Source organism: Mycolicibacter engbaekii, from assembly GCF_002101585.1.
Classification (GTDB): Bacteria; Actinomycetota; Actinomycetes; order Mycobacteriales; family Mycobacteriaceae; genus Mycobacterium; species Mycobacterium engbaekii.
This window is the reverse complement of sequence record NZ_LQOT01000012.1, coordinates 1-20068: the sequence shown is the minus strand read 5'-3', so window position 1 is coordinate 20068 and position 20068 is coordinate 1. Positions and strand designations below refer to the sequence as shown.

17 protein-coding genes, 1 pseudogene and 1 riboswitch are annotated in these 20068 nt (G+C 69.3%); of the genes and pseudogenes, 9 read left to right on the top strand and 9 right to left on the bottom strand.

Annotated elements, in window-relative coordinates:
- Nucleotides 1-58 precede the first annotated feature (58 nt).
- Nucleotides 59-1825, top strand: coding sequence for an MFS transporter (locus AWC02_RS02345; RefSeq protein WP_085126868.1), 1767 nt, complete (start codon nucleotides 59-61; stop codon nucleotides 1823-1825).
- A gap of 148 nt (nucleotides 1826-1973) precedes the next feature.
- Nucleotides 1974-2141, top strand: a riboswitch (M-box (ykoK) riboswitch).
- Between the two features lie 227 nt (nucleotides 2142-2368).
- Complete coding sequence (locus AWC02_RS02340) at nucleotides 2369-2563, top strand: Rv1535 family protein (protein ID WP_085126866.1); 195 nt, start codon at nucleotides 2369-2371, stop codon at nucleotides 2561-2563.
- A gap of 25 nt (nucleotides 2564-2588) precedes the next feature.
- Here the strand turns inward: AWC02_RS02340 and AWC02_RS02335 are convergent, their stop codons facing one another.
- The 6 genes and pseudogenes from AWC02_RS02335 to AWC02_RS02310 all read right to left on the bottom strand — a co-directional run bounded on the left by AWC02_RS02335 (nucleotide 2589) and on the right by AWC02_RS02310 (nucleotide 10380).
- A complete protein-coding gene (locus AWC02_RS02335) occupies nucleotides 2589-2864 on the bottom strand; it encodes a hypothetical protein (protein WP_085126864.1) in 276 nt (91 codons plus the stop codon).
- Nucleotides 2861-7342 (bottom strand): cation-translocating P-type ATPase, encoded by a 4482-nt coding sequence (locus tag AWC02_RS02330; protein ID WP_085126862.1) that lies wholly within the window; start codon nucleotides 7340-7342, stop codon nucleotides 2861-2863. Before AWC02_RS02330 ends, AWC02_RS02335 begins: the two co-directional genes overlap by 4 nt.
- A gap of 166 nt (nucleotides 7343-7508) precedes the next feature.
- Nucleotides 7509-7907, bottom strand: a pseudogene (locus AWC02_RS22380) (hypothetical protein); the annotation flags it as partial.
- A 106-nt stretch (nucleotides 7908-8013) separates the two neighbouring features.
- On the bottom strand, nucleotides 8014-8817 hold the full coding sequence (locus AWC02_RS02320) for an exodeoxyribonuclease III (RefSeq protein WP_085126973.1): 804 nt from the start codon (nucleotides 8815-8817) through the stop codon (nucleotides 8014-8016).
- 37 nt (nucleotides 8818-8854) lie between these two features.
- Nucleotides 8855-9775, bottom strand: coding sequence for an N-acetylglutamate synthase, CG3035 family (locus tag AWC02_RS02315; protein ID WP_085126858.1), 921 nt, complete (start codon nucleotides 9773-9775; stop codon nucleotides 8855-8857).
- A gap of 11 nt (nucleotides 9776-9786) precedes the next feature.
- Nucleotides 9787-10380, bottom strand: a complete 594-nt coding sequence (locus AWC02_RS02310; RefSeq protein ID WP_085126856.1) for a peptide deformylase — start codon at nucleotides 10378-10380, stop codon at nucleotides 9787-9789.
- A 173-nt stretch (nucleotides 10381-10553) separates the two neighbouring features.
- On the opposite strand from AWC02_RS02310, the gene AWC02_RS02305 reads away from it, so the two are divergent.
- The 5 genes from AWC02_RS02305 (at nucleotide 10554) to AWC02_RS02285 (ending at nucleotide 13904) form a co-directional block, all read left to right on the top strand.
- Nucleotides 10554-10862, top strand: coding sequence for a DUF3263 domain-containing protein (locus tag AWC02_RS02305; protein ID WP_085126854.1), 309 nt, complete (start codon nucleotides 10554-10556; stop codon nucleotides 10860-10862).
- Between the two features lie 66 nt (nucleotides 10863-10928).
- Nucleotides 10929-11399: a LytR C-terminal domain-containing protein gene (locus tag AWC02_RS02300; RefSeq protein ID WP_085126852.1), complete on the top strand. Its 471-nt coding sequence runs from the start codon at nucleotides 10929-10931 to the stop codon at nucleotides 11397-11399.
- A 9-nt stretch (nucleotides 11400-11408) separates the two neighbouring features.
- Nucleotides 11409-12119, top strand: a complete 711-nt coding sequence (sodC, locus tag AWC02_RS02295) for a superoxide dismutase[Cu-Zn] (protein ID WP_085126850.1) — start codon at nucleotides 11409-11411, stop codon at nucleotides 12117-12119.
- The gene (locus AWC02_RS02290) at nucleotides 12076-13266 is read left to right on the top strand and encodes a glutamate--cysteine ligase (RefSeq protein WP_237160290.1); all 1191 of its coding nucleotides are present in this window, start codon (nucleotides 12076-12078) and stop codon (nucleotides 13264-13266) included. Before sodC ends, AWC02_RS02290 begins: the two co-directional genes overlap by 44 nt.
- The gene (locus tag AWC02_RS02285; RefSeq protein ID WP_085126846.1) at nucleotides 13266-13904 is read left to right on the top strand and encodes an LON peptidase substrate-binding domain-containing protein; all 639 of its coding nucleotides are present in this window, start codon (nucleotides 13266-13268) and stop codon (nucleotides 13902-13904) included. Before AWC02_RS02290 ends, AWC02_RS02285 begins: the two co-directional genes overlap by 1 nt.
- Before the next feature lie 26 nt (nucleotides 13905-13930).
- Here AWC02_RS02285 and AWC02_RS02280 read toward each other — a convergent pair whose 3' ends face one another.
- Nucleotides 13931-14770 carry a mycofactocin-coupled SDR family oxidoreductase gene (locus tag AWC02_RS02280; protein ID WP_085126844.1) on the bottom strand — a complete coding sequence of 280 codons (840 nt, stop codon included), beginning with the start codon at nucleotides 14768-14770 and terminating at the stop codon, nucleotides 13931-13933.
- Between the two features lie 96 nt (nucleotides 14771-14866).
- Nucleotides 14867-15460, bottom strand: a complete 594-nt coding sequence (locus AWC02_RS02275; protein ID WP_085126842.1) for a TetR/AcrR family transcriptional regulator — start codon at nucleotides 15458-15460, stop codon at nucleotides 14867-14869.
- 124 nt (nucleotides 15461-15584) lie between these two features.
- Here AWC02_RS02275 and AWC02_RS02270 point away from each other — a divergent pair, with 124 nt between their 5' ends.
- Both AWC02_RS02270 and AWC02_RS02265 read left to right on the top strand, forming a co-directional pair.
- On the top strand, nucleotides 15585-16865 hold the full coding sequence (locus AWC02_RS02270; RefSeq protein WP_085126840.1) for a cytochrome P450: 1281 nt from the start codon (nucleotides 15585-15587) through the stop codon (nucleotides 16863-16865).
- Nucleotides 16866-16916: 51 nt separating this feature from the next.
- The gene (locus AWC02_RS02265) at nucleotides 16917-17273 is read left to right on the top strand and encodes a bleomycin resistance protein (protein WP_207567979.1); all 357 of its coding nucleotides are present in this window, start codon (nucleotides 16917-16919) and stop codon (nucleotides 17271-17273) included.
- Nucleotides 17274-17281: 8 nt separating this feature from the next.
- On the opposite strand, the gene AWC02_RS02260 is transcribed toward AWC02_RS02265, so the two are convergent.
- On the bottom strand, nucleotides 17282-19474 hold the full coding sequence (locus AWC02_RS02260) for an AAA family ATPase (RefSeq protein ID WP_085126971.1): 2193 nt from the start codon (nucleotides 19472-19474) through the stop codon (nucleotides 17282-17284).
- Nucleotides 19475-20068: the final 594 nt, after the last annotated feature.

Below are 20068 nucleotides of genomic sequence, written 5' to 3'. Positions count from 1 at the left end.
CAACTGATCGTTTGCTTAGCTAATATAAGCGCCTAGGAAATAGGGAGCTGGGAGACTCATGACGGCGCAGATCGAGCGGGCGAGCCTCGACGCCGGGGACCTGGGCGCCGTCGCCGAACAGGCCGCCGCCGGTCGCCGTCTGCGCTTGGACCGCGATCACCCCCGCTACAAGTGGGTCGCGCTGTCCAACACCACCTTGGGCGTGCTGCTGGCCACCATCAACGGCTCAATCGTGCTGATCTCGATGCCGGCGATCTTCCGCGGGATCGGGCTGAACCCGCTGGAACCGGCGAACGTCAGCTATTTGCTCTGGATGCTGATGGGCTATCTGCTGGCCTCGGCGGTGCTGGTGGTGTTCTTCGGCCGGCTCGGCGACATGTTCGGCCGGGTGCGGATTTACAACCTGGGTTTCGTGGTCTTCACCGCCGCGGCGATTGCGCTGTCGATCGACCCCTTCGACATGGGCCGCGGCGCCCAGTGGCTGATCGGGTGGCGGGTGGTGCAGGGCGTCGGCGGGGCGATGCTGATGGCGTCGTCGTCGGCGATCATCACCGACGCGTTCCCGGCCAATCAGCGCGGCATGGCCCTGGGGGTCAACCAGGTCGCCGCGGTCGCCGGCTCCTTCGTCGGTCTGCTGATCGGCGGCGTCCTCTCCGAATGGGACTGGCGTGCCGTCTTCTGGGTGGGGGTGCCGATCGGGGTGCTGGGCACCATCTGGTCGATGCGATCCCTGCACGAGCTCGGGGAGAAGGCGCGGGCGAAGCTGGACTGGGCGGGCACCGTGACGCTCGGACTGGGGCTGACGGTGGTGCTGACGGCCATCACCTACAGCATTCAGCCGCACGGAACTTCGCCCACCAGTTGGACGAGCCCCGTCGTGCTGGGTGCGCTGGGACTGGGCGTGGCGCTGTTGGTGCTGTTCTGCTTCATCGAACTTCGGGTTGCTGCGCCGCTGCTCGACGTACGCCTGTTCGCCGTTCCGGCGTTCGGCATGGCCAACGCGGCCGGGCTGTTGTCGGCGATCGGGCGCGGCGGTCTGCAGTTCATGCTGATCATCTGGCTGCAGGGCATCTGGCTACCGCTGCACGGCTACAGCTATGAGTCGACCCCGTTGTGGTCGGGCATCTATCTGCTGCCGATGACCATCGGGTTCCTGCTGGCCGGTCCGGTGGCCGGTTCGCTGGCGGACCGCCGTGGCGCCCGCCCGTTCACCGTCGGCGGCATGGTGTTGATGATGGCGACGTTCGTGGGGCTGGTGCTGCTTCCGGTGGACTTCGACTACCGGGTGTTCGCGGCACTGGTGTTCCTCAACGGCCTGGGCGGCGGGATCTTCACCGCGCCCAACAGCGCCGTCATCATGTCCAGCGTGCCGGCCGGGCAGCGTGGCGCAGCCTCCGGTGTGCGGGCCACGTTCTTCAACGCCGGCACATCACTGTCGATCGGGATCTTCTTCTCGCTGATGGTGATCGGCTTGGCCAACACGCTGCCGGCGGCCCTGGACGCCGGGCTGCAGCAGCAGGGGGTGTCGGCAGGTGTTGCCGAACAGGTGGCCGGTACCCCGCCGGTGGGCAGCCTGTTCGCGGCGTTTTTGGGCTACAACCCGATCGCCGAACTGCTGGGGCCGTCCGGAGCGCTGGGGCAGCCCGGCGTGGACGCCGCCACCCTGACCGGCCAGAGCTTCTTCCCGCAGCTGATCTCCGGACCGGTCCACACCGGGCTGGGTGTCGTCTTCACCGCCGCCGCGGTGATGATGCTGCTCGGGGCGCTCGCATCGCTGCGGACCCCCGGTCGCTACGCCCTTGAACCGGTGCCCCTGCGGGACTGAAAACGGCGCTGCCCCACCCGCGAAAGTGGCCGGTGGGGCAGCCGGGATACCGCCGGCGCAACGCCGCTGTGTCGGTTGGGCAACGGTGTGCCGAGACACACCGGTGTCGAGTTGACCGAGCCCGATGCGTCGTGCACTATGGACATTGCAAGCACCTCGTTAGGTGAGGCGTCTGCACGGACACAGGCCACTGACCCCGAACGTCGAAAGACGCCCCGGGTCAGGACAGCTCCTCCCGGCTTAAGGGTTGAGCCCAAGTGGCTTCCTGAAAAGGACACGCCGTGCAGTGCCGAAGCTCTGACGAGAGGGGTGCGGTCTCCCGACAGTAGTCGGAGCTGCCTCCCTGAGCATGCGGTGAATCCGGCGCGCTGGTGCGCGCCCGCGACCGAGAGGAGGTGTGGGACGAATGAGTTCCGGTGATAGTCCGAGCCGATATCTGACGTCTGTTCCGTCCCCATCCGAACGGTCGCATACCGCCTCCAGCTGAGCCCAAACCGGCCTGCTGCTGTGCGCGTAGCGACGTTACGCGACTAGGAGGCCATCATGGTTGCAATCGCTTACACCGACATCACGGCTCCGGCTTCGCCTGCTGTCAGCACGGTCAAGAAGCTGGACCGCCGTCCCGCCGCGCCCGCATCGGACCCGGTGGTCGACGTGACCACTCGGCTGCTCAGCGGTCCGCTGCACCAGATGTACGCCTTTCTGTGGCGCGTCGGGGTGCTGACGGTCAACGACTGAGCCGCGCTACGCGTCGGCTGCGGCGTCAGGCCTCTTCCAGGGCCTCGCCGATCTGTTCGAGCACCTCGCTGCGGTGGTTGCTGGCCAGGATGTGGCCGGCAGCCACCGCCGCGGCCACCGGCCAGTCGATGATCTCGAAAGCGGCCAGCAGGGCCAGCCCGCCGTAGTAGGCCAACTGCTCCGGCCGTGGCACAGCCACCTTGCCGATCACCGGCAAGTCGACGGCGAACCCCTCCGCCTCGCGAATACGGGCAACTGCCTCGCTCTGGGATGCGCTGCGCCGCGGCTTGTCCGCCATCATGAACCTCCTGGAGGCGACGTATCGCCGGATGATCGGGCCGCGACCGTCTCGCGGCGGGAGTCAGTGTCCTCATTGTGCACAAGACGCAGCCGCGGCGCGGCCTGACCGTTGGCAGATTGCTGCGGGTGGTCGGGTTGCCGCGGTCCCGGGACGATGAACTCCCGGGGCTTGCTGGCGGTGTCCTGCACACCCGACAACATCCGGGGCACCACGGCTGCCCCGAAGGTGGCGACCGTCGCGGTGCCCAGGGCCTGCGCCCAGCCCAACGGGCCGATCGGGGTACACCCCAGCAGCTGACTGATACCGGGGATGGTGATCAGCGTCCCCATCGCGCCGAGCGAGCCCACCGCGGTCGCCACCACCAGCGGATCGCGCGAGTCCAGCAACGTCTGCCCCAACTGGGTGGCCACCAGCGAGACCAGCGCCACCGTGGAAGCCCGCTGCTGACGCCCGGTGACCGAGGCCAGTCCCCACGCGGCCACCGCGGCCGACGCCGTCGTCACCCCGCGCACGGCCACCGTGCGCCACAGTGCGCGCTCGTCGGGGCCGTGCCCGCCTTCGGCGGCCTGCTCGTTGAGCGAGCTGACCGCCAGCGCGGTAGCCGGAAGGGCGTCGGTCAGCATGTTGACCAGCAGCAGCTGGCGGGCGTTGAGCGGTGAGCGACCGGTGAGCGCACTGCCGATGATTGCGAACGCCACCTCGCCGGCGTTACCGCCCAGCAGCACGGCCACCGCGGCCTGGACCCGCTGCCACAGCTCGCGGCCCTCGTCCAGTGCGTCGAGCAGGGTGTCGATCCGCTCATCGAGCAGAACCACATCGGCGGCGGTGCTGGCCGACTCACTGCCGTGTGCCACCACCGCGATCCCGACGGTGGCGGCCCGGATCGCCGCGGCGTCGTTGGCGCCGTCGCCGACCATCGCCGACACCTTGCCGGCGCGCTCCAGCGTCTGGACGATCTGCACCTTGTTCTCCGGAGACATCCGGGCGAACACGACTCGCTCGTTGACCGCCTGCTCCTGGCCTTTGCGGGACAGCGCATCCCACTGGGCCCCGCTGATCACCTGATCGTCGTTCACCTCCAGGCCCATTTCCCGGGCGATCGCGGTGGCGGTCAGCGGGTGGTCGCCGGTGATGAGCCGCACCGGGATCTTGCGGCGCCGCAGGTCGGCGAGCAGTTCGGCGGACTCGTCACGCGGGGTGTCGGACAGTCCGAGCAGACCGACGAAGGTCAGTCCGTCGCGGCAGTATTCGGCGATCTCCTCGGGCTCGGGATCCTCGCCCAGTGCCTTGCGTTGGGCGGCGGTCAGCTCACGCCGGGCCACCGCGATCACCCGCAGGCCGTCGGCCGCCAAAGCGGCGACCGACTTCTTGATCGCCGGACCGGCCCCGGTGCAGGCCAGCACCACCTCGGGCGCACCCTTGAGGGTCAGTTCGGTTCCCCGCACCGACGCCGAGTACGGGCGCCCGGAACGGAACGGCAGGTGCGAGACGGGCCCCTCGGACGCGCCGACGACGACGCCCGCCTTGGCGGCGCCCTCCACGATGGCGGTGTCGGTGGCGTGCACCTGGCGGGCTCCGTTGGGCACCGGAGCCGCGCTGGCCGCGAACCGCAGCACGTCCTCGTCGCTGAAACCGGACGCGGGGTGTACCTGCGACACCCGCAACCGGTTCCGGCTCAAGGTGCCGGTCTTGTCGAAGCAGACCACGTCCACCCGGCCGAGCGCCTCCACCGAGCGCGGCACGCGCACCAGCACCCCGGCTTTGGTCAACCGGCGGGCCGATGCCTGCTGTGACAGGGTGGCCACCAGGGGGAGCCCCTCGGGGATGGCTGCGACGCTGACGGCGATGCCGCTGGCCACCGCCTGACGCAGCCCGATCCGGCGGGCCGTGCCCAGGCCGGTCACCAGGGCGCCGCCGGCCAGGCTGATCCGCCACGCCTTCCTGGTGAGCAGGCTCAGTTGATGCTGCAGTCCGACCGCTGACTGTTCGCCGGCCACCAGGTCGGCCGCCCGCCGCCCGTGCGTGTCGCCGCCGACGGCGGTCACCAGCGCCAACGCGGTTCCAGTCACCACGGTGGTCCCGGCGTAGATCATGCATTCGCGCTCGGCCAAATCGGCCCCCGGCGTCGCCTCGACCTGCTTGACCACCGTCAGCGACTCGCCGGTCAGCGAGGATTCGTCGACCTCCAGGTCGATCGCCTCGATCAACCGGCCGTCGGCGGGTACCACCTCGTGGGCGTGCACTTCGATCACGTCGCCCAGGCGCAGTTCCTCGGCCGGAACCTCGCAATGGCTGCCATCGGGCAGCACCTTGCGGGCCGGCGGCACCTGTTCGTTCAGCAGGACGTTGAGCCGGCGCTCGGCGATGAGGCGCTGCGCGGCCGCCAGCATCGCATTGCCGCTCAGGACCGAACCGACCAGAATCGCGTCGACGGGCGAGCCCAGCACCGCGCTGGCCGCGGCCCCCAGCGCCAGCACCGGGGTGATCGGGTCGGACAGTTCGCTGCGCACGGCCTGGGCGAACTGCCGCAGCAACCGGGGCGGCGCGGTCTTCTGCGCCCCGCGGCGTGCCAAGTCCACGGCGGCGCGTGCAGCTGCCGCGGCGGGCGGGGCATGGCTTTGTGCCGGCTCCGGTGCCTCCGGTGCGGGCAGCGCCGCCCGGACCTGCTCGACCGACATCGCATGCCATTCGTGCGCCGGCGCCGGCCGCGGCACTGCGGCGTCCACGGCACGCCGGGCCAGCCAGTAACCCGACACTGCGCCCGCGGCCGCGCCGGTGATCACCGGCCCCGGCCCGCTGCCGCGCACGCCGGGCAGCAGCAGTAGTGAACCCAATGCCGTTGCGCCCGTGGAGATCTCGACTCCACGGTTGCTGGCGGAGCGGGCGGCGGGCAAGGCGTGCAGCACACGCCAGGCGGCAGCCAGGTCGGTCAGCAACACGTCGGCACACCATGGCGGCGCGCCCCCGCCCGGCGCCACGCCCAGCGCCACGTCAGCGGCCGCCAGAGCTTCCACGGCCACCGAGGACAGCACCGCGACGTCGTGACCGTCGGCCTGGTAGGCCTCTACCGCGGCCAGCAGCGCCAGGTCTATGGACACGCCGTCCAAAGATCGGATCTCGTCGAAGATCGGCCGCAGCTCGCCGAGCACCTCGGCCTCTGCCGACACCACCTCGACGTCGGCGCGGCGGGCCTCGGTCACCAACGCCGATGCCAGTGGCAGCAGCGCGGGCTGGAACGACGCCTCCACGCCCGGGCGCGGGCCGATCGGATGCCATCCGGCCTCAAGGTCGGGGTCACTCAGCCGCGCCTGCGCCTGCGCCCACACGGCGCGCAGTTCGTCGTCGTCGGCGCCGCGCACGTGCATCACCCGCAGGTCCTCACCGCACAGCACCCGGGGGTCGATGATCACAGTGTCGACGCGGTCGAGCTCACGCAGGCTGCCCGGTCGCAGCACCACGGTGTCGTGCTGATCGGCCAGACCGCGGCCCAGGGTCGCGGCGAACGATTCGCGGGCAGTGCGGGTGGCCTTCGGCGCGGTCACCGCCGCGGCCGTTCCGGCCAGATCGGGATTCCTGGTCGCCGCGCCGATCACGCCGGCTCCCAGGACTTGTGCCCAGGCACTGCGCGTCAGGTGGCGTTCCACCGGCCCCGGGGGCCGCGGCGCCGGGCGCTCAGGGACGTTGACCGCCGGCTGCTCGGCATGGTCGGCGAGCGCCGGTTCACGGCGGCGCCAGGCCCGTGCCTCCGCGCGTTCCTCCCCGGCGCGCATCGCCTCCACCGACAGGTCGACCGCCAGCGCGGTGGGCGCCTGGTTGAGGGTGTGAACGCCGGCGCTGGCCAGCGCCAGCAGGGCATCGGTCGCCTGTTTGCCGATCCGGTCCTCCAGCAGCCGGCGCATCCGAGGCTGGTAGTCGATGACCACCACCCCGGCCTCCAGGCCGAGGGGCAGGCCCGGCAGGCGCAGCAGCTGGCCCACCGTCGCCGCCCCCAGCCCGACGACGTTGGCGCCGACGGTCAGGACGCGCAGCGCTTGGGTCAATCCGTCGCCGGGCAGGCTGACGGGGGCCTGCCCGCTGGTTTTCGCCGGGCGGAATCGGCGTTCGGTCTCCGCGACCGTCTCGCACAGTTCACTCATCGAGACGACGCCGATGCCACCGGGTTCGAGCCCGACCACCAGCCGCGACAAGGGCTGGTTCAACCGGACGGAGACGACACCGGGCAGAGCGCGGGCCGCATCCAGGACGGCTGTCGCCAGTTCGGCCCCAGCCGGACCGTCGAGGCCCCGGATCTCGACCCAGGCCCGGCCCTCGCCGCGGAAGCAGCGCCGGGACAGCACCTCGGCGCCGTGGCCGGTCGCCACAGCACCGATCAGGCCGGCGGTCTGAGTCGAGGCGTCGATCAGCGCCGATGTGAGTTGAGCACCGAAGTTTGCTGCACGCAGCGGGAGAGAGCGCCTGTCGGCGCGGCCTGAATTCACTCGGACCCGTCTAGTGGCGAGTGCGAGTGCGGTTGCCGGCGGCAGCGCTACGCGTCTGCCGGGCCGCCGTCTTCTTCGGAGCCGGGCTGCGGCGCGACCTCGTCGACGCGCCGGTTGGCTTGGCAGCCGACTTCTCCGCCGGCTTGGCCACGGACTTCACCGCCGGCTTGGCCGCGGGCTTCTCGGTCGGCTTGGCCGCCGGCTTCTCCGCCGCCTTCGGCGCCTGCGCCACCTTCAACGACCGCGCCGGCGCGGCCGGAGCCTGGCCGTTATGCGACCGGTTGGTCAGTTGCCTGAGCACCAGCGCGGTGCCGCCCACCGCCACCAGCACCGGCCACTCGACCAGTCCGGCCACACCGAGCGCGCCCAAGGTCAGTCCCGCCGCGGCGGTCGAGTGGCTGCCGGACCGCAGCCCCTGCTGCACACCGCTGGCCGCCCCCTTCACACCGCCGATCGCCCCGTTGATTGCGGCTCCGCCGATCGCTCCGGCAGCCTCAGTGGTCATGGTGACCGCGCGGTTCGCCGCTCCGGCCACCTTTTGTACCGTCCCTGCGACGGCGTTCATGGGAATTCCCTGCCCTTCGAATGAGCAAATTGGTTAATCCGCCTATCCTATGCGTGATTCGGGCATCAGGCCGAAATCCACACGGAATTCATAGAACCGCGCCCGCTCAATCCCGCCGGATGTCCACCAGCACGGGGGCGTGGTCGCTCGGTGATTTGCCTTTGCGTTCCTCGCGGACGATCTCGGCGTGCGTGACTCGCGTCGCCAGCGCCGGTGAGCCCAGAATGAAATCGATGCGCATGCCCTGCTTCTTCGGGAACCGCAGCTGGGTGTAATCCCAGTAGGTGTAGACACCGGGTCCCGGCGTGAAGGGTCGCACCACGTCCAGGAACTGCGCGTCGGTGATCGCCTGGAACGCCTTGCGCTCCGGTTCGGAGACGTGTGTCGCTCCCTCGAAGAACTCCATGCTCCAGACGTCGTCGTCCTGCGGCGCGATGTTCCAGTCACCTGTCAGTGCGATCGGCGCCGACGGATCGTCGCGCAGCCAGCCCGCCGCGGTGTCCCGCAGCGCGGCAAGCCAATCCAGTTTGTAGGCGTAGTGCGGGTCGGTCAGGGTGCGGCCGTTGGGGACATAGAGGCTCCACACCCGCACTCCGCCGCAGGTGGCGCCCAGCGCCCGCGCCTCCACGGCCGGGTCGGCGTCGGCCTTGCCCCACGCCGGTTGGCCGGGGAACCCGATTTCGACGTCGTCCAGACCGACCCGCGAGGCGATCGCCACCCCATTCCACTGGTTGGTGCCGACATGGGCCACCTCGTAGCCCAGTTGGTGGAACGGCAGCGCCGGAAACTGCGCGTCAGTGCACTTGGTCTCCTGCATGGCCAGCACGTCGACCTCGGCGCGGGCCAGCCAATCGGTCACCCGGTCCACGCGGGTGCGGATGGAGTTGACGTTCCAGGTGGCCAGTCGCAGCGCAGTCACGCAGCCACCCTAGAACGCGGGCGCCGGGTCAGGGCCGCGCGGTGCGGGCGTCGATGTAGCGGGTGCGGTGCTGGCCGGCGAACCCCGCCGCCTCGAAGAACGTGAACGCGCGGGCGTCGGAGCTGGGCACCTGGACGTAACCGCGGGTGGCGCCACGTTCGGCCCCCCAGGACCGCAATGCGTCGCAGACTGCGCGGCCGTGGCCCTGCCGGCGCCGGTCCGCGGTCACCCGCAGCGCTGTCAGCCCCAGCCAGCGCGTTCCATCTGGTCCGTCGGTGACCGCGCCCCGCCCGACCGCCACCCCCGGGATCGTGGCGAAGACCACCTCGCCGCCGGCCACCGCGGTCAGCACCTCCAGCGGAGCCGCCACGTCGCCGGCCCGGTAGACCGCGAGCCAGTCGGTGCCGGGCTCGGCGGCCAGCACCACACCGTCCGGGGCCGTCGCGGTCGCGATGTCGCCCACCATGGTGCGGGTCTCATGCCGGGCCGGAAGGTCCGGCGACAACCGGAGCAACCGCTCCGGCACCGCCAGGTAGGGCGGCAGGCCCCGCTGGGCGTACCAGTCGATGATCGCTGCGGCGGTGTTCAGGTGGGCGAACATATCGAGTGGCACCGCCGAATTGGCGGCCAGGCCGGCGCCTGGCCCGGCCCGCAGCAGCCAGCCGTCGAGCCATTGGTGTTCGCTGCCCGGCCACGCCAGCGCGGCGGCGTGCTCGACGGAGCGGATCGCCGAGTTCTTCACCGGCCGGTCGGTCAGCCGCCGCACGTACAGCACGTCGGCGTGCCGGCAGTCGTGGAGCACGCCGTCGGCCGAGCGAACCCGCACCAGCGGCCCGGTCTGCTCCAGATGCCCGATCACGTCACCCATCGGGGGGTGCGAACCGGGTGGCCGCAGATAACGCAGGCTCACCCGCGTTCCGACTGCGGGCAGTTCGGGCGGCGGGCTCATCACCGGCTCAATCAGTGACCGAACGGATCGGGCACGTCGCCCGGCATCCACGACAGGCCGGCGACACCCCAGCCGTTGGCCTTGACCGTCCGCTTCGCGGCGCGGGCGTACCGTCCTACCAGCATGTCAAGGTAGAGCAGCCCGTCGAGGTGGCCGGTCTCGTGCTGCAACATCCGGGCGAACAACCCGGTGCCCTCCAGGGTGACCGGGTTGCCGTCACCGTCCAGGCCCGTGACGCGCGCCCATTCGGCTCGGCCGGTCGGAAACGATTCGCCGGGAACCGACAGGCAGCCTTCGTCGTCCTCGTCGGGGTCGGGCATGGTCTCGGGCCGCTCCGAGGTCTCCAGCACCGGGTTGATGACCACGCCGCGGCGCCGCGTGGTCGACCGTCGGTCGTCGGCGCAGTCGTAGACGAAGAGCCGCAGGCCCACGCCGATCTGATTGGCCGCCAAGCCCACACCGTTCGCGGCGTCCATGGTCTCGAACATTGTGGTGATCAAGTCGCCCAAGTCGGCCGGCAGCGAGCCGTCGTCGGCGACGGGCACCGGACTGGTGGGGGTGTGCAGGACGGGATCGCCCACAATGCGGATGGGTAGGACGGCCATGACCGCAAATCTTAGGTGCCCACCGCCGGCCAACTGCAGCGGCCACGGCGACTCGCCAAGCGGGCTCCCCGTTCAACACGGCTTGCCGTGTTTCAATATTCGCTCAGAGCACGCCGCCGAAATTCAGCGAACGTTGCAGCGAGAGAACCTTCCGGAAGGGTCCAGGAAACGATATGGACGGCGCCATGGCGCAGACGAATCGATCAGGGGACGATTCGGAACCCACCGACGGTCTGAGCCGTCGCGAACACGACATCCTGGCCTTCGAACGAGACTGGTGGAAGTACGCGGGCGCCAAAGAGGAAGCCATCAAGGAGCGCTTCGCGTTGTCGGCCACGCGCTATTACCAAGTCCTCAACGCGCTTGTCGATCGGCCTGAGGCGCTGGCCGCCGACCCGATGCTGGTCAAACGCCTGCGCCGGCTGCGCTCCAGCCGTCAGAAGGCGCGTGCCGCGCGCCGCCTCGGTTTCGACATCACCTGATCGCGCGACCACCTTGATTGCTGGGCGTTTATAGGTTATGGCCCGCTTCTGGATACAGTGGGCGCAATGAACGACCACGTTCCCGACTCCTCCCGCCTTCCGCTCCGGGCGATGGTGATGGTGCTGCTGTTCTTGGGCACCGTCTTTTTGCTGGTGGGATTCCAGGCACTCGGATCGTCGGGAACCGACGACGACACCGCCCAGCCCCCGACGGCGCAACCGGTCACCACCGTCTCGGAGCCGGCCAAGCCGGAACATCCCGTCCACCGGGCCGACGTGCGGGTCTTCAACATCTCCGAGCAGCCCGGCCTGGCCGGCCAAACGGCTGAGCGGCTGCGTGAAGTCGGCTGGAACGTGACGGAGATCGGCAACCTCGAACTGCCCGAGGTCAACCAGACCACCGTCTACTTCGGTGACGCCGAAGGTGAGCAGGATGCGGCCCATTCGGTGGGCGAAGTGCTGGGAGCCGCTGTCGAGCCACGCATCCCGGACGTGGCGGAGCAGCCACCGGGCGTCATCGTGGTAGTCGCGGGTTAAGCTCCTCGCATGGTCACAGGTCACCGCAGAGCTCTCGCCGCCGTCGTTTTCGCCACCCCGGTTGTACTGCTGGCGGCGTGCAGTCCCCCCAACGAGGTGCCTTCCGACGTGCCCGGCACCACTCCGGCCATCTGGACCGGCTCGGCGGCGCCGTCGGCCGAACCGGCGGAGCCCGGTGCCACGGCCGGCGCGGACAACCTCGTCGCGCACCTGAACACCCCCGATGGCGGCCAGGTCGCCACCGCAACGTTCGAGTTCAGCAAGGCCGGTGGCAAGGAGTTCGCCACCGTGACCGTGCGGACCACCAGCGCCGGGGTGCTGACCCCCGGTTTCCACGGCCTGCACATCCACGCCGTCGGCAAGTGCGAAGCCGATTCGGTGGCCCCCACCGGTGGGGCGCCGGGCAGCTTCCTCTCGGCCGGCGGGCACTTCCAGGCGCCCGGGCACAACGAGCACCCGCAGAGCGGGGATCTGACCTCGCTGCAGGTGCGCTCCGACGGCAGCGGGCTGCTGGTGACCACCACCGACGCGTTCACCAAGGCCGACCTGCTGGCCGGGGACGGAACCGCGATCGTCATCCACGCCGACGACGACAACTTCGCCAACATCCCCGCGGACCGCTACACCCAGGTCAACGGCACGCCGGGCCCGGACCAGACCACGCTGACCACCGGGGATGCCGGAAAGCGGATTGCGTGTGGTGTCATCGGCACCGGATAGCCAGCCGGTCAACAGGGCTTCTGCGAGGTCGCAAGCCCGAATTGAGTTTGCCCGCAGCCCCCGGCCCACCATCGGCGTGGAATGGGAACTGGCCCTGGTCGACGCTCAGACCCGCGACCTGAGCAACGAAGCCAGCGCGGTCTTGTCCGAACTGGGCGAGAACCCGCGGGTGCACAAGGAATTGCTGCGCAACACCGTCGAGCTCGTGACGGGCATCTGCGACAGCACCGGTGAGGCCATCGAGGACCTGCGCCAGACGCTGGCGACGGCCCGGCCCATCGTGCAGGGCCGGGGGATGGAGCTCTTCGGTGCCGGCACCCATCCGTTCGCCCGATGGTCGGCGCAGAAGCTGACCGATGCGCCGCGCTACGCCGAGCTGATCAAGCGCACGCAGTGGTGGGGCCGGCAGATGCTGATCTGGGGCGTGCACGTCCACGTCGGGATCTCCTCGGCCTACAAGGTGATGCCGATCATCACTTCCTTGCTGCAGCACTACCCGCACCTGCTGGCGTTGTCGGCGTCGTCGCCGTGGTGGGACGGTCACGACACCGGCTACGCCAGCAACCGCGCGATGATGTTCCAGCAGTTGCCCACCGCCGGTCTGCCGTTTCAGTTTCAGACCTGGGCGGAGTTCGAGGGTTTCGTCTACGACCAGAAGAAGACCGGGATCATCGATCACACCAACGAGATCCGCTGGGACATCCGCCCCTCGCCACATCTGGGCACCATCGAGGTGCGTGTGTGCGACGGCGTGTCCAACCTGCGCGAGCTGGGCGCACTGGTGGCGTTGACGCACTGCCTGATCGTCGACCTGGACCGGCGCCTGGAGGCTGACGAAGCCCTACCCACCATGCCGCCCTGGCACGTGCAGGAGAACAAGTGGCGCGCGGCCCGCTACGGGCTGGACGCGGAGATCATCCTCGATGCCGACAGCAACGAGCGGTTGGTCACCGAGGACCTCGACGAGCTGCTCAACCGATTGGAGCCGGTCGCGGCGCGGCTGCACTGCGCCGATGAGTTGGCCGCTGTCGCCGATATCTACCGCACGGGCGCGTCATATCAGCGGCAGCGCCGGGTCGCCGAGGAGCACGACGGCGATCTGCGGGCCGTGGTCGACGCGCTGGTGGCCGAGCTCGACAGCGCGTGATGCAGCTGCCGATGTTCCCGCTGGAGTGGGTGCTGCTGCCCGGCGAGGAACTGTCGTTGCGGATCTTCGAGCTGCGCTACACCGCGCTGGTCGGCGATCTGATGCGCAGCGGCGATCCCCGCTTCGGGGTGGTGCTGATCGCCCGTGGCCGTGAGGTGGGCGGAGGCGAGCAGCGCAACGATGTCGGCACCATGGCCACCATCACGCGGTGCACCGAGCTGGGGGCCGGCCGTTATGCGCTGCGCTGCCTGATCGGGCAGCGAATCCGGGTGCGCGACTGGCTTGTCGACGACCCCTACCCCCGGGCCGTGGTCGAGATGTGGCCCGACGAGCCGTCCGAACCGTTGGCCGAAGAGCAGTTCGGCGCGCTCGAAGACCGCATCGACGCGCTGCACCGGCGGATGGCACAGACCGGCCGGTATCCGGGTGGGCCGGCTCGAGGCAGTCTCGCGGACGTGCAGCGCCTGCGTTCGCTGGATCCGGAGCAACGGCTGTATTCGCTGGCCTGCCGGGTCCCGATGGGGGAGGCCGACCGCTACGCGGTGCTGGCGGCGCCGGCGCTGCCGGAGCGGGTGGCGGCGCTTTACGAGGCGATTGCGACCGTATTGGCCCTGGTCGAGTTCGATATGCCGCGCTGACCCGCGTGGGTCGGGTGGCCGGCGCCCTACTTGAGCATGCTGCCGGCGTCGACAGTGAGGGTCAGCCCGGTGATGTAGCGCGCCTCCTCGGACGCCAGAAACAGCACTGCGTTGCTGATGTCGACCGGTTCGACCCAGCCGACGGGCAGCGTATGCATGACCTGCGCGATGGCCTTGAGGTCGTCAGGACCGGGATCGGCCAGGTCCGGACGGAACAGTTTCATCGTTGCGTCGTTCATGAACATCGGGGTGTTCACGTTGGTGGGATGCACCGAGTTGACCCGGATACCGTGCTGGCCCAGCTCGACGGCGAAGCTGCGCATCAAGCCGACCACGCCGTGCTTGGCGGCGATGTAGTGGCCGGTGTGGGGATAGGCCTTGAGGCCGCCCACCGAGCTGGTCAGGACGATCGATCCACCCCTGCCGCCCGAAAGCAAATGTGGCACCGCGGCTTTCACCGTCTTCCACACACCGGACAGATTGACGTCGATCATGTCTGTCCAGTCGGTTTCAGAGGTCTTGTCCAACGTCTGTCCGCCATTGCCGATCCCGGCGTTGGCGACGACGATGTCGAGCCGGCCCAGCTGCTCCACCCCGCTGTCGAGTGCGGCCTGCAACGCGCCGAAGTCGCGCACATCGACCTCGGCGGCCACGATGCGCCGGCCCAAACCCTTGACCAGATCAACGGTCTGGGCAAGATCGTCGGCCGTCGCCGGCGCTATCGGGCTGTTGGCGCTGATGGGGCCGCAGATGTCGACGGCGATGATGTCCGCGCCCTCCTGAGCGAGCCGTTCGGCGTGACTGCGGCCCTGACCGCGCGCCGCACCGGTGATGAAGGCGACCTTGCCCGCCACTCTTGCGCTCATGTCTCCGCCTCCGCGATATTGGTCGATCGATCAGCAGTATGCGCAACGGTGACACCGGCGGGGTGGTGTTGTCAACGGTCGGCGCCGGGGCGGCTCTCAGGCGGTGGCAGGGGGCGGGGTCAGCCTGTCCAGCAGATGATCGACCAGCGCGCGCAATTCGTCGTGGCCCCGGGTGACGCCGACGCCGCTTTCATTGCACAAACTGCGGGCGGTCTGGGCGATCAGCATCGAGACCGCGACGGGAGGGTAGAGCTGCAGGTCGACGTCATGGGCGCGCAACGCCACCGTCACCGCCGCGGTCTCGATGTCCCGCACCCTCTCCGCGTATGCCTTGAGCTCGGCCCCGATGGCCTTGCGGTGGTTGGCCAGCGCCATGAACTCGGTATTGAGGCTGGTCACGCGATCATCGCTGTTGATCTCCCATAGGGCGCGAAGCGGATCGTCGGCGGTCAGGGCGGCGCGCATCCGCTCCAGGGCGGCGTCTGCGCCGGCCCGCAGAACCTCCACGAAAAGGTCGTCCATGGTGGGGAAGTAGTAGTAGACCAGGGCCTGCTTCACCCCGGCCTCGGCCGCGACCCGGCGCGACGTCGCCGCGGCGTAGCCCTCTTCGCGCATCAGTCTCGCCGTCGCCTCGATCAAGCGGCGACGGGCGGCGTTGTCGGTCGATTTGGCCTTGCGGGTGGCGGTCATTCACGCCAGCCCGGGATGCGGAATGCTTGACCGTCCGGCGCCGCGCGTGGTAGGCATGACGCATTGTAGCAATTTGATCGATCGATCAGCGTGACGAGAGCGTGACACGGGCGAAGGGCGGGCGATGACGGATCTCGCAGCGGTGGACTACTTCTCCGACCAGGCCGTCACGCAGGACCCCTACCCCTACTACGAATACCTGCGTGAATGCGGGCCCGTGTTCGCCGAGCCGCACCACGGCGTCGTCGCCGTCACCGGCTACGACGAGGTGCTCGCCGCTTTCAAAGACCACGACTCGTTCTCGGCGGTCAACGCCATCGGCGGGCCGTTTCCCCCGCTGCCGTTCGAGCCCGAGGGTGACGACATCACCGCCCAGATCGAGGCGCACCGCCACGAATTCCCGATATTCGAGCACATGGTGGTCATGGATCCGCCCGCCCACACCCGGGCCCGTTCGCTGCTGAGTGGGCTGCTCACCCCAAAACGCCTGCGGGAGAACGAAGAGTTCATCTGGCAACTGACCGACACTCAACTCGGCGAGTTCATCGACAACGGGCGCTGTGAATTTCTCTTCGACTACGCCAAACCGTATGCCACCCTTGCCATCACCGACCTTCTGGGGGTTCCCGAGGAGGATCGCGCCGAGTTTCGCAGTGCGCTGGGCGCGGGGTACCGGCCGGGACAGCATGTCGGATCCCTCGACGGAACTCCGGTGGGCCTCAACCCCTTGCAGTACCTCGACGAGAAGTTCAGCGGCTACCTCGCCGAGCGGCGCCGCCGGCCCCGTGGCGACGTGCTGAGCGGTCTGGCGGCCGCCACCTACCCGGACGGCGCCACGCCGGACCTGCTGGAAGTGGTGCGTCCCGCCACCTTCCTGTTCGCGGCCGGCCAGGAGACCGTCACCAAGTTGCTCGGCGCCGCAGTGCAAACCCTGGGTGACCGGCCCGATCTCCAGCAGACCTTGCGCGACAATCCCGCCCTGATTCCCGCCTTCATCGAAGAAGCGCTGCGCATCCAGAGCCCCACCAAGATCGACTTCCGGCTGGCCCGCAAGACCACCACTTTGGGCGGGGTGCCGATCAAAGCCGGAACCGTGCTGATGCTCTGCCTGGGCGCGGCGAACCGGGACCCGCGCAAGTTCGACAACCCCGACCAGTTCCGCCTGGACCGTAAGAATGTGCGTGAGCACCTTGCCTTCGGTCGCGGAATCCACACCTGCGCCGGAGCTCCGCTGGCCCGGGTCGAAGGCCGCATCACCATTACGCGGATGCTGGACCGGATGCGCGACATCAGAATCAGCGAGACCCAGCACGGACCGGCCGACCGGCGGCGCTACTCCTACGAGCCCACCTTCCTGCTACGCGGACTGACCGAGTTGCACATCGAATTCGACCCGGTCCACTAGCCTTCGGCCGCCCGGAGAGTCTGCCGGACGTACGCTGGCGCCATGACCGACATCGCATTCACCTCGGTCGCACCGGTCGTTCCAGTTCGAGACCTCGGTGCAGCGCTCGAACGCTACCGCCGGCTGGGCTTTACCGCGCTGTCCTACAGCGGCCCGGCTCGGTACGGGTTCGTGGATCGCGGCCGCGTTTCGCTGCACTTATCCGAGTGGGCCGAGCACGACCCGCAGCGCACCGCCGCCAGCGTGTACTTCTACGTCGACGATGCCGATGCGCTCTATGCCCAATGGACTTCGTCGGGAGTGCCGGGGCGCTTCACCGAACCCGCCGACACCGACTACCAGCTCCGGGAATTCGCCTACATCGACCCCGAAGGCACCTTGCACCGGGTCGGCTCGCCGCTGGCTTAACAGCGGCGTCAACGGTTGTCGGCGAAGGACCGCAACGCCTCGACCTGAGCGGGATCCAGTGACGGACGCACCGTTTCGCGTGCAGCGGCGACGTCCTCGGGGGTGACGTCGGCGGCGTCGATGTTGCGCCGCATCGCGGTCAGGGCCGCTTCGCGCAGCAGCGCCACGCAGTCCGCGGCGCTGTAACCGTCCAGGTCCGCAGCCAGCGTGTCGAGGTCGACATCGGCGTGCAGCGGAACGGATTTTCCGGCCACCCGCAGAATCTGGCGCCGGGCGTCGGCATCCGGCGGCTCGACGAACACCAGCTTCTCCAGCCGGCCCGGTCGGGTCAGAGCCGGGTCGATCAGATCCGGTCGGTTGGTGGCACCGACCACCACCACGTCGCGCAGCGGGTCGACACCGTCGAGTTCGGTGAGCAGCGCGGCTACCACCCGATCGGTCACCCCGGAGTCGAAGCTCTGGCCGCGGCGCGGTGCCAGGGCGTCGATCTCGTCGAGGAACACCAGTGACGGCGCCGAATCGCGGGCCCGCTGAAACAGCTCACGCACCGCCCGCTCGCTGCTGCCCACCCACTTGTCCATCAACTCCGCGCCTTTGACGGCATGCACGCTGACCCGGCCGGAGCCCGCCAAGGCCCGGATCACAAAGGTCTTGCCGCACCCCGGCGGTCCGTAGAGCAGCACCCCGCGCGGCGGGTCGACACCGAGCCGGGTGAACGTGTCCGGGTGCTGCAGCGGCCACAGGATCGCCTCGGTCAGGGCCTGCTTGGTGGCGACCATGTCGCCGACGTCGTCGAGGGTGACCGATCCCACGGAAACCTCGGCAGCCGCCGACCGCGACAGCGGGCGGATCACGCTGAGCGCGCCGAGGAGGTCCTGCTGGGTCAGCTGCGGTTCTTCGTCGTTATCGCTTGCTCGCGACGCCGCCCGCAGGGCTGCCTCCCGGACCAGTGCGGCAAGATCTGCGGCCACGAAACCCGGTGTGCGATCCGCGATCTCGCTCAACGTCAGGTCCGCGGTGGGAACCGCGATCAGCAGCGTCGCCAACAGCGCGGCGCGGGTCGCGCCGTCGGGCAGGCTCAGCCGGATCTCGCGGTCGCACAGCTCCGGCGCCCGCAACCGAGGATCGGCATGGTCAGGCAGCGCCGAGGTCGCGATGAACGCCACCCCTTCGGTGGCCACCACCGCACGCAGTTCGGCGAGGATCAGCGTGGCCACCGGCTCCGGCGGCTCGGGCAGCAGGGCGTCGACGTCGGCGATCAGCAGCACGCCACCGCCGTCGCAGACCTGCGCCGCCGCGGAGCGCACCGCGGCCAGCCGCTGCTCGGCGGCGAGCGCCCCGATCTCGGGGCCGTCCAGCTCGATCAGCCGGCGGCCCTCGCACACCGCCCGGACCATGGTGGTCTTGCCCACGCCGGCCGGGCCCGACACCAGCACCCCGAGATTCGTTCCGGCGCGCAGGGCCTTGAGCAGCGCAGGTTCGTCGAGCGCGAGTTTGAGCCATTCGGCGAGCTTTGCCGCCTGGGCTTCGCAGCCCTTGAGTTCGTCGATGGCGATCCGGGCCGGTGCGGCCGGTGCGGCGACAGTCGCCGCCGGGGCACTGGGCCCGGCGCCGAAGGTGACCAGCGAGTTGGGCTGCACGCTGACCGGCCCCGCCGGGTCCACCCCCGTGATCGTCAGCAACTCCGACGTCCAGCTGATTCCCACCGCCGAGGCCAGGGCGGAGGTGGCCGCCGACGTCGAGGTGCCGGGCCCCAGATCGCGGGGCAGGAGCGAGACCGCGTCGCCGACCGTCATCACCTTGCCCAGCAGCGCTTGGCGCAGCGTGGTCGGCGACAACGTCTGGGATGCCAGGGCAGACCCGCTCAGCGTCACCGACCGGGCGCCGTAGACGGTCACCGCGGCCACCACCACCTCGGTGCCGTCACGCAGGCCGGCGTTGGACAGCGTCACGTCGTCGAGCAGCGCCACCCCGGCCGGAGCGTCCGGGCCGGTGAGCCCCGCCACCGCCGAGGTGGTGCGAGAACCGGTCAAAGAGACCGCGTCCCACTCCCTGATACCCAGGGCGGCAACGGCTTCAGGGTGCAGTCGGACGACTCCACGGCGGGCGTCGACAGCGGAGGTGTTGAGCCGGGCGATCAGTGTCAGATGCCGGGAGGTGCCCACTCGGCGGTCTTCTTGGCGCTCATCGATGGAACCCACCCGGCCATTATCGACGGCGCCGATGTCAGCGAAGAGGGCGATCCAGTATCTGTGCTTTTGCTTGCGGGTGTGTGGACGCCGCTTAGGGAACAGCATCTGCGCCAAGGTTCGGCGCATCCCGACGAGTGTCGTGAGGCATTAATTCGGGTGCAGTAGTTCCCGATGCTGGCGAAGACTGGTTGGCGTTCTTGGTCCAGACGTGGGGCCGGGGTGCTCCGATGGCCGATCGGGTTGGCACAGGTGCTGAGCCGCTGCCGCAAATCAAACCCAGCCCAACTGGTTTGTCGACTTCGGTTCGGTCGACCGGTCGCGGGAGTTCGTCAGCGCCCCAGCTGTCGCAGGAGGTGTCTTTGCGGACTCCGGTCTACCTTTGAGGTAGATGATTTACTAATCAGGATGCTAGTCTGGCGCCGTTACCGCAAGGTGCACTTGAGTGTTGTCCCCGGAGGGAGATAGTTCACGATGCCTGCGCGTAAAGACCTTGAAGTGCTGCGGAGCGTGACTGGGCTACTGGAGGGGTCAAGTCCTTTGACGTGGTGTACGACGTCGTCGTGTGATTCTTCGTTGTGATGGTTCAGGCGGTCAGTGCCGCGG

Coding starts and splice junctions, on each gene's coding strand:
- sodC (WP_085126850.1), top strand. CDS start 11,409: ATGGTCACAGGTCACCGCAGAGCTCTCGCCGCCGTCGTTTTCGCCACC.
- AWC02_RS02335 (WP_085126864.1), bottom strand. CDS start 2,864: ATGATGGCGGACAAGCCGCGGCGCAGCGCATCCCAGAGCGAGGCAGTT.
- AWC02_RS02285 (WP_085126846.1), top strand. CDS start 13,266: ATGCAGCTGCCGATGTTCCCGCTGGAGTGGGTGCTGCTGCCCGGCGAG.
- AWC02_RS02280 (WP_085126844.1), bottom strand. CDS start 14,770: ATGAGCGCAAGAGTGGCGGGCAAGGTCGCCTTCATCACCGGTGCGGCG.
- AWC02_RS02345 (WP_085126868.1), top strand. CDS start 59: ATGACGGCGCAGATCGAGCGGGCGAGCCTCGACGCCGGGGACCTGGGC.
- AWC02_RS02315 (WP_085126858.1), bottom strand. CDS start 9,775: ATGAGCCCGCCGCCCGAACTGCCCGCAGTCGGAACGCGGGTGAGCCTG.
- AWC02_RS02270 (WP_085126840.1), top strand. CDS start 15,585: ATGACGGATCTCGCAGCGGTGGACTACTTCTCCGACCAGGCCGTCACG.
- AWC02_RS02310 (WP_085126856.1), bottom strand. CDS start 10,380: ATGGCCGTCCTACCCATCCGCATTGTGGGCGATCCCGTCCTGCACACC.
- AWC02_RS02305 (WP_085126854.1), top strand. CDS start 10,554: ATGGACGGCGCCATGGCGCAGACGAATCGATCAGGGGACGATTCGGAA.
- AWC02_RS02340 (WP_085126866.1), top strand. CDS start 2,369: ATGGTTGCAATCGCTTACACCGACATCACGGCTCCGGCTTCGCCTGCT.
- AWC02_RS02300 (WP_085126852.1), top strand. CDS start 10,929: ATGAACGACCACGTTCCCGACTCCTCCCGCCTTCCGCTCCGGGCGATG.
- AWC02_RS02275 (WP_085126842.1), bottom strand. CDS start 15,460: ATGACCGCCACCCGCAAGGCCAAATCGACCGACAACGCCGCCCGTCGC.
- AWC02_RS02290 (WP_237160290.1), top strand. CDS start 12,076: ATGCCGGAAAGCGGATTGCGTGTGGTGTCATCGGCACCGGATAGCCAG.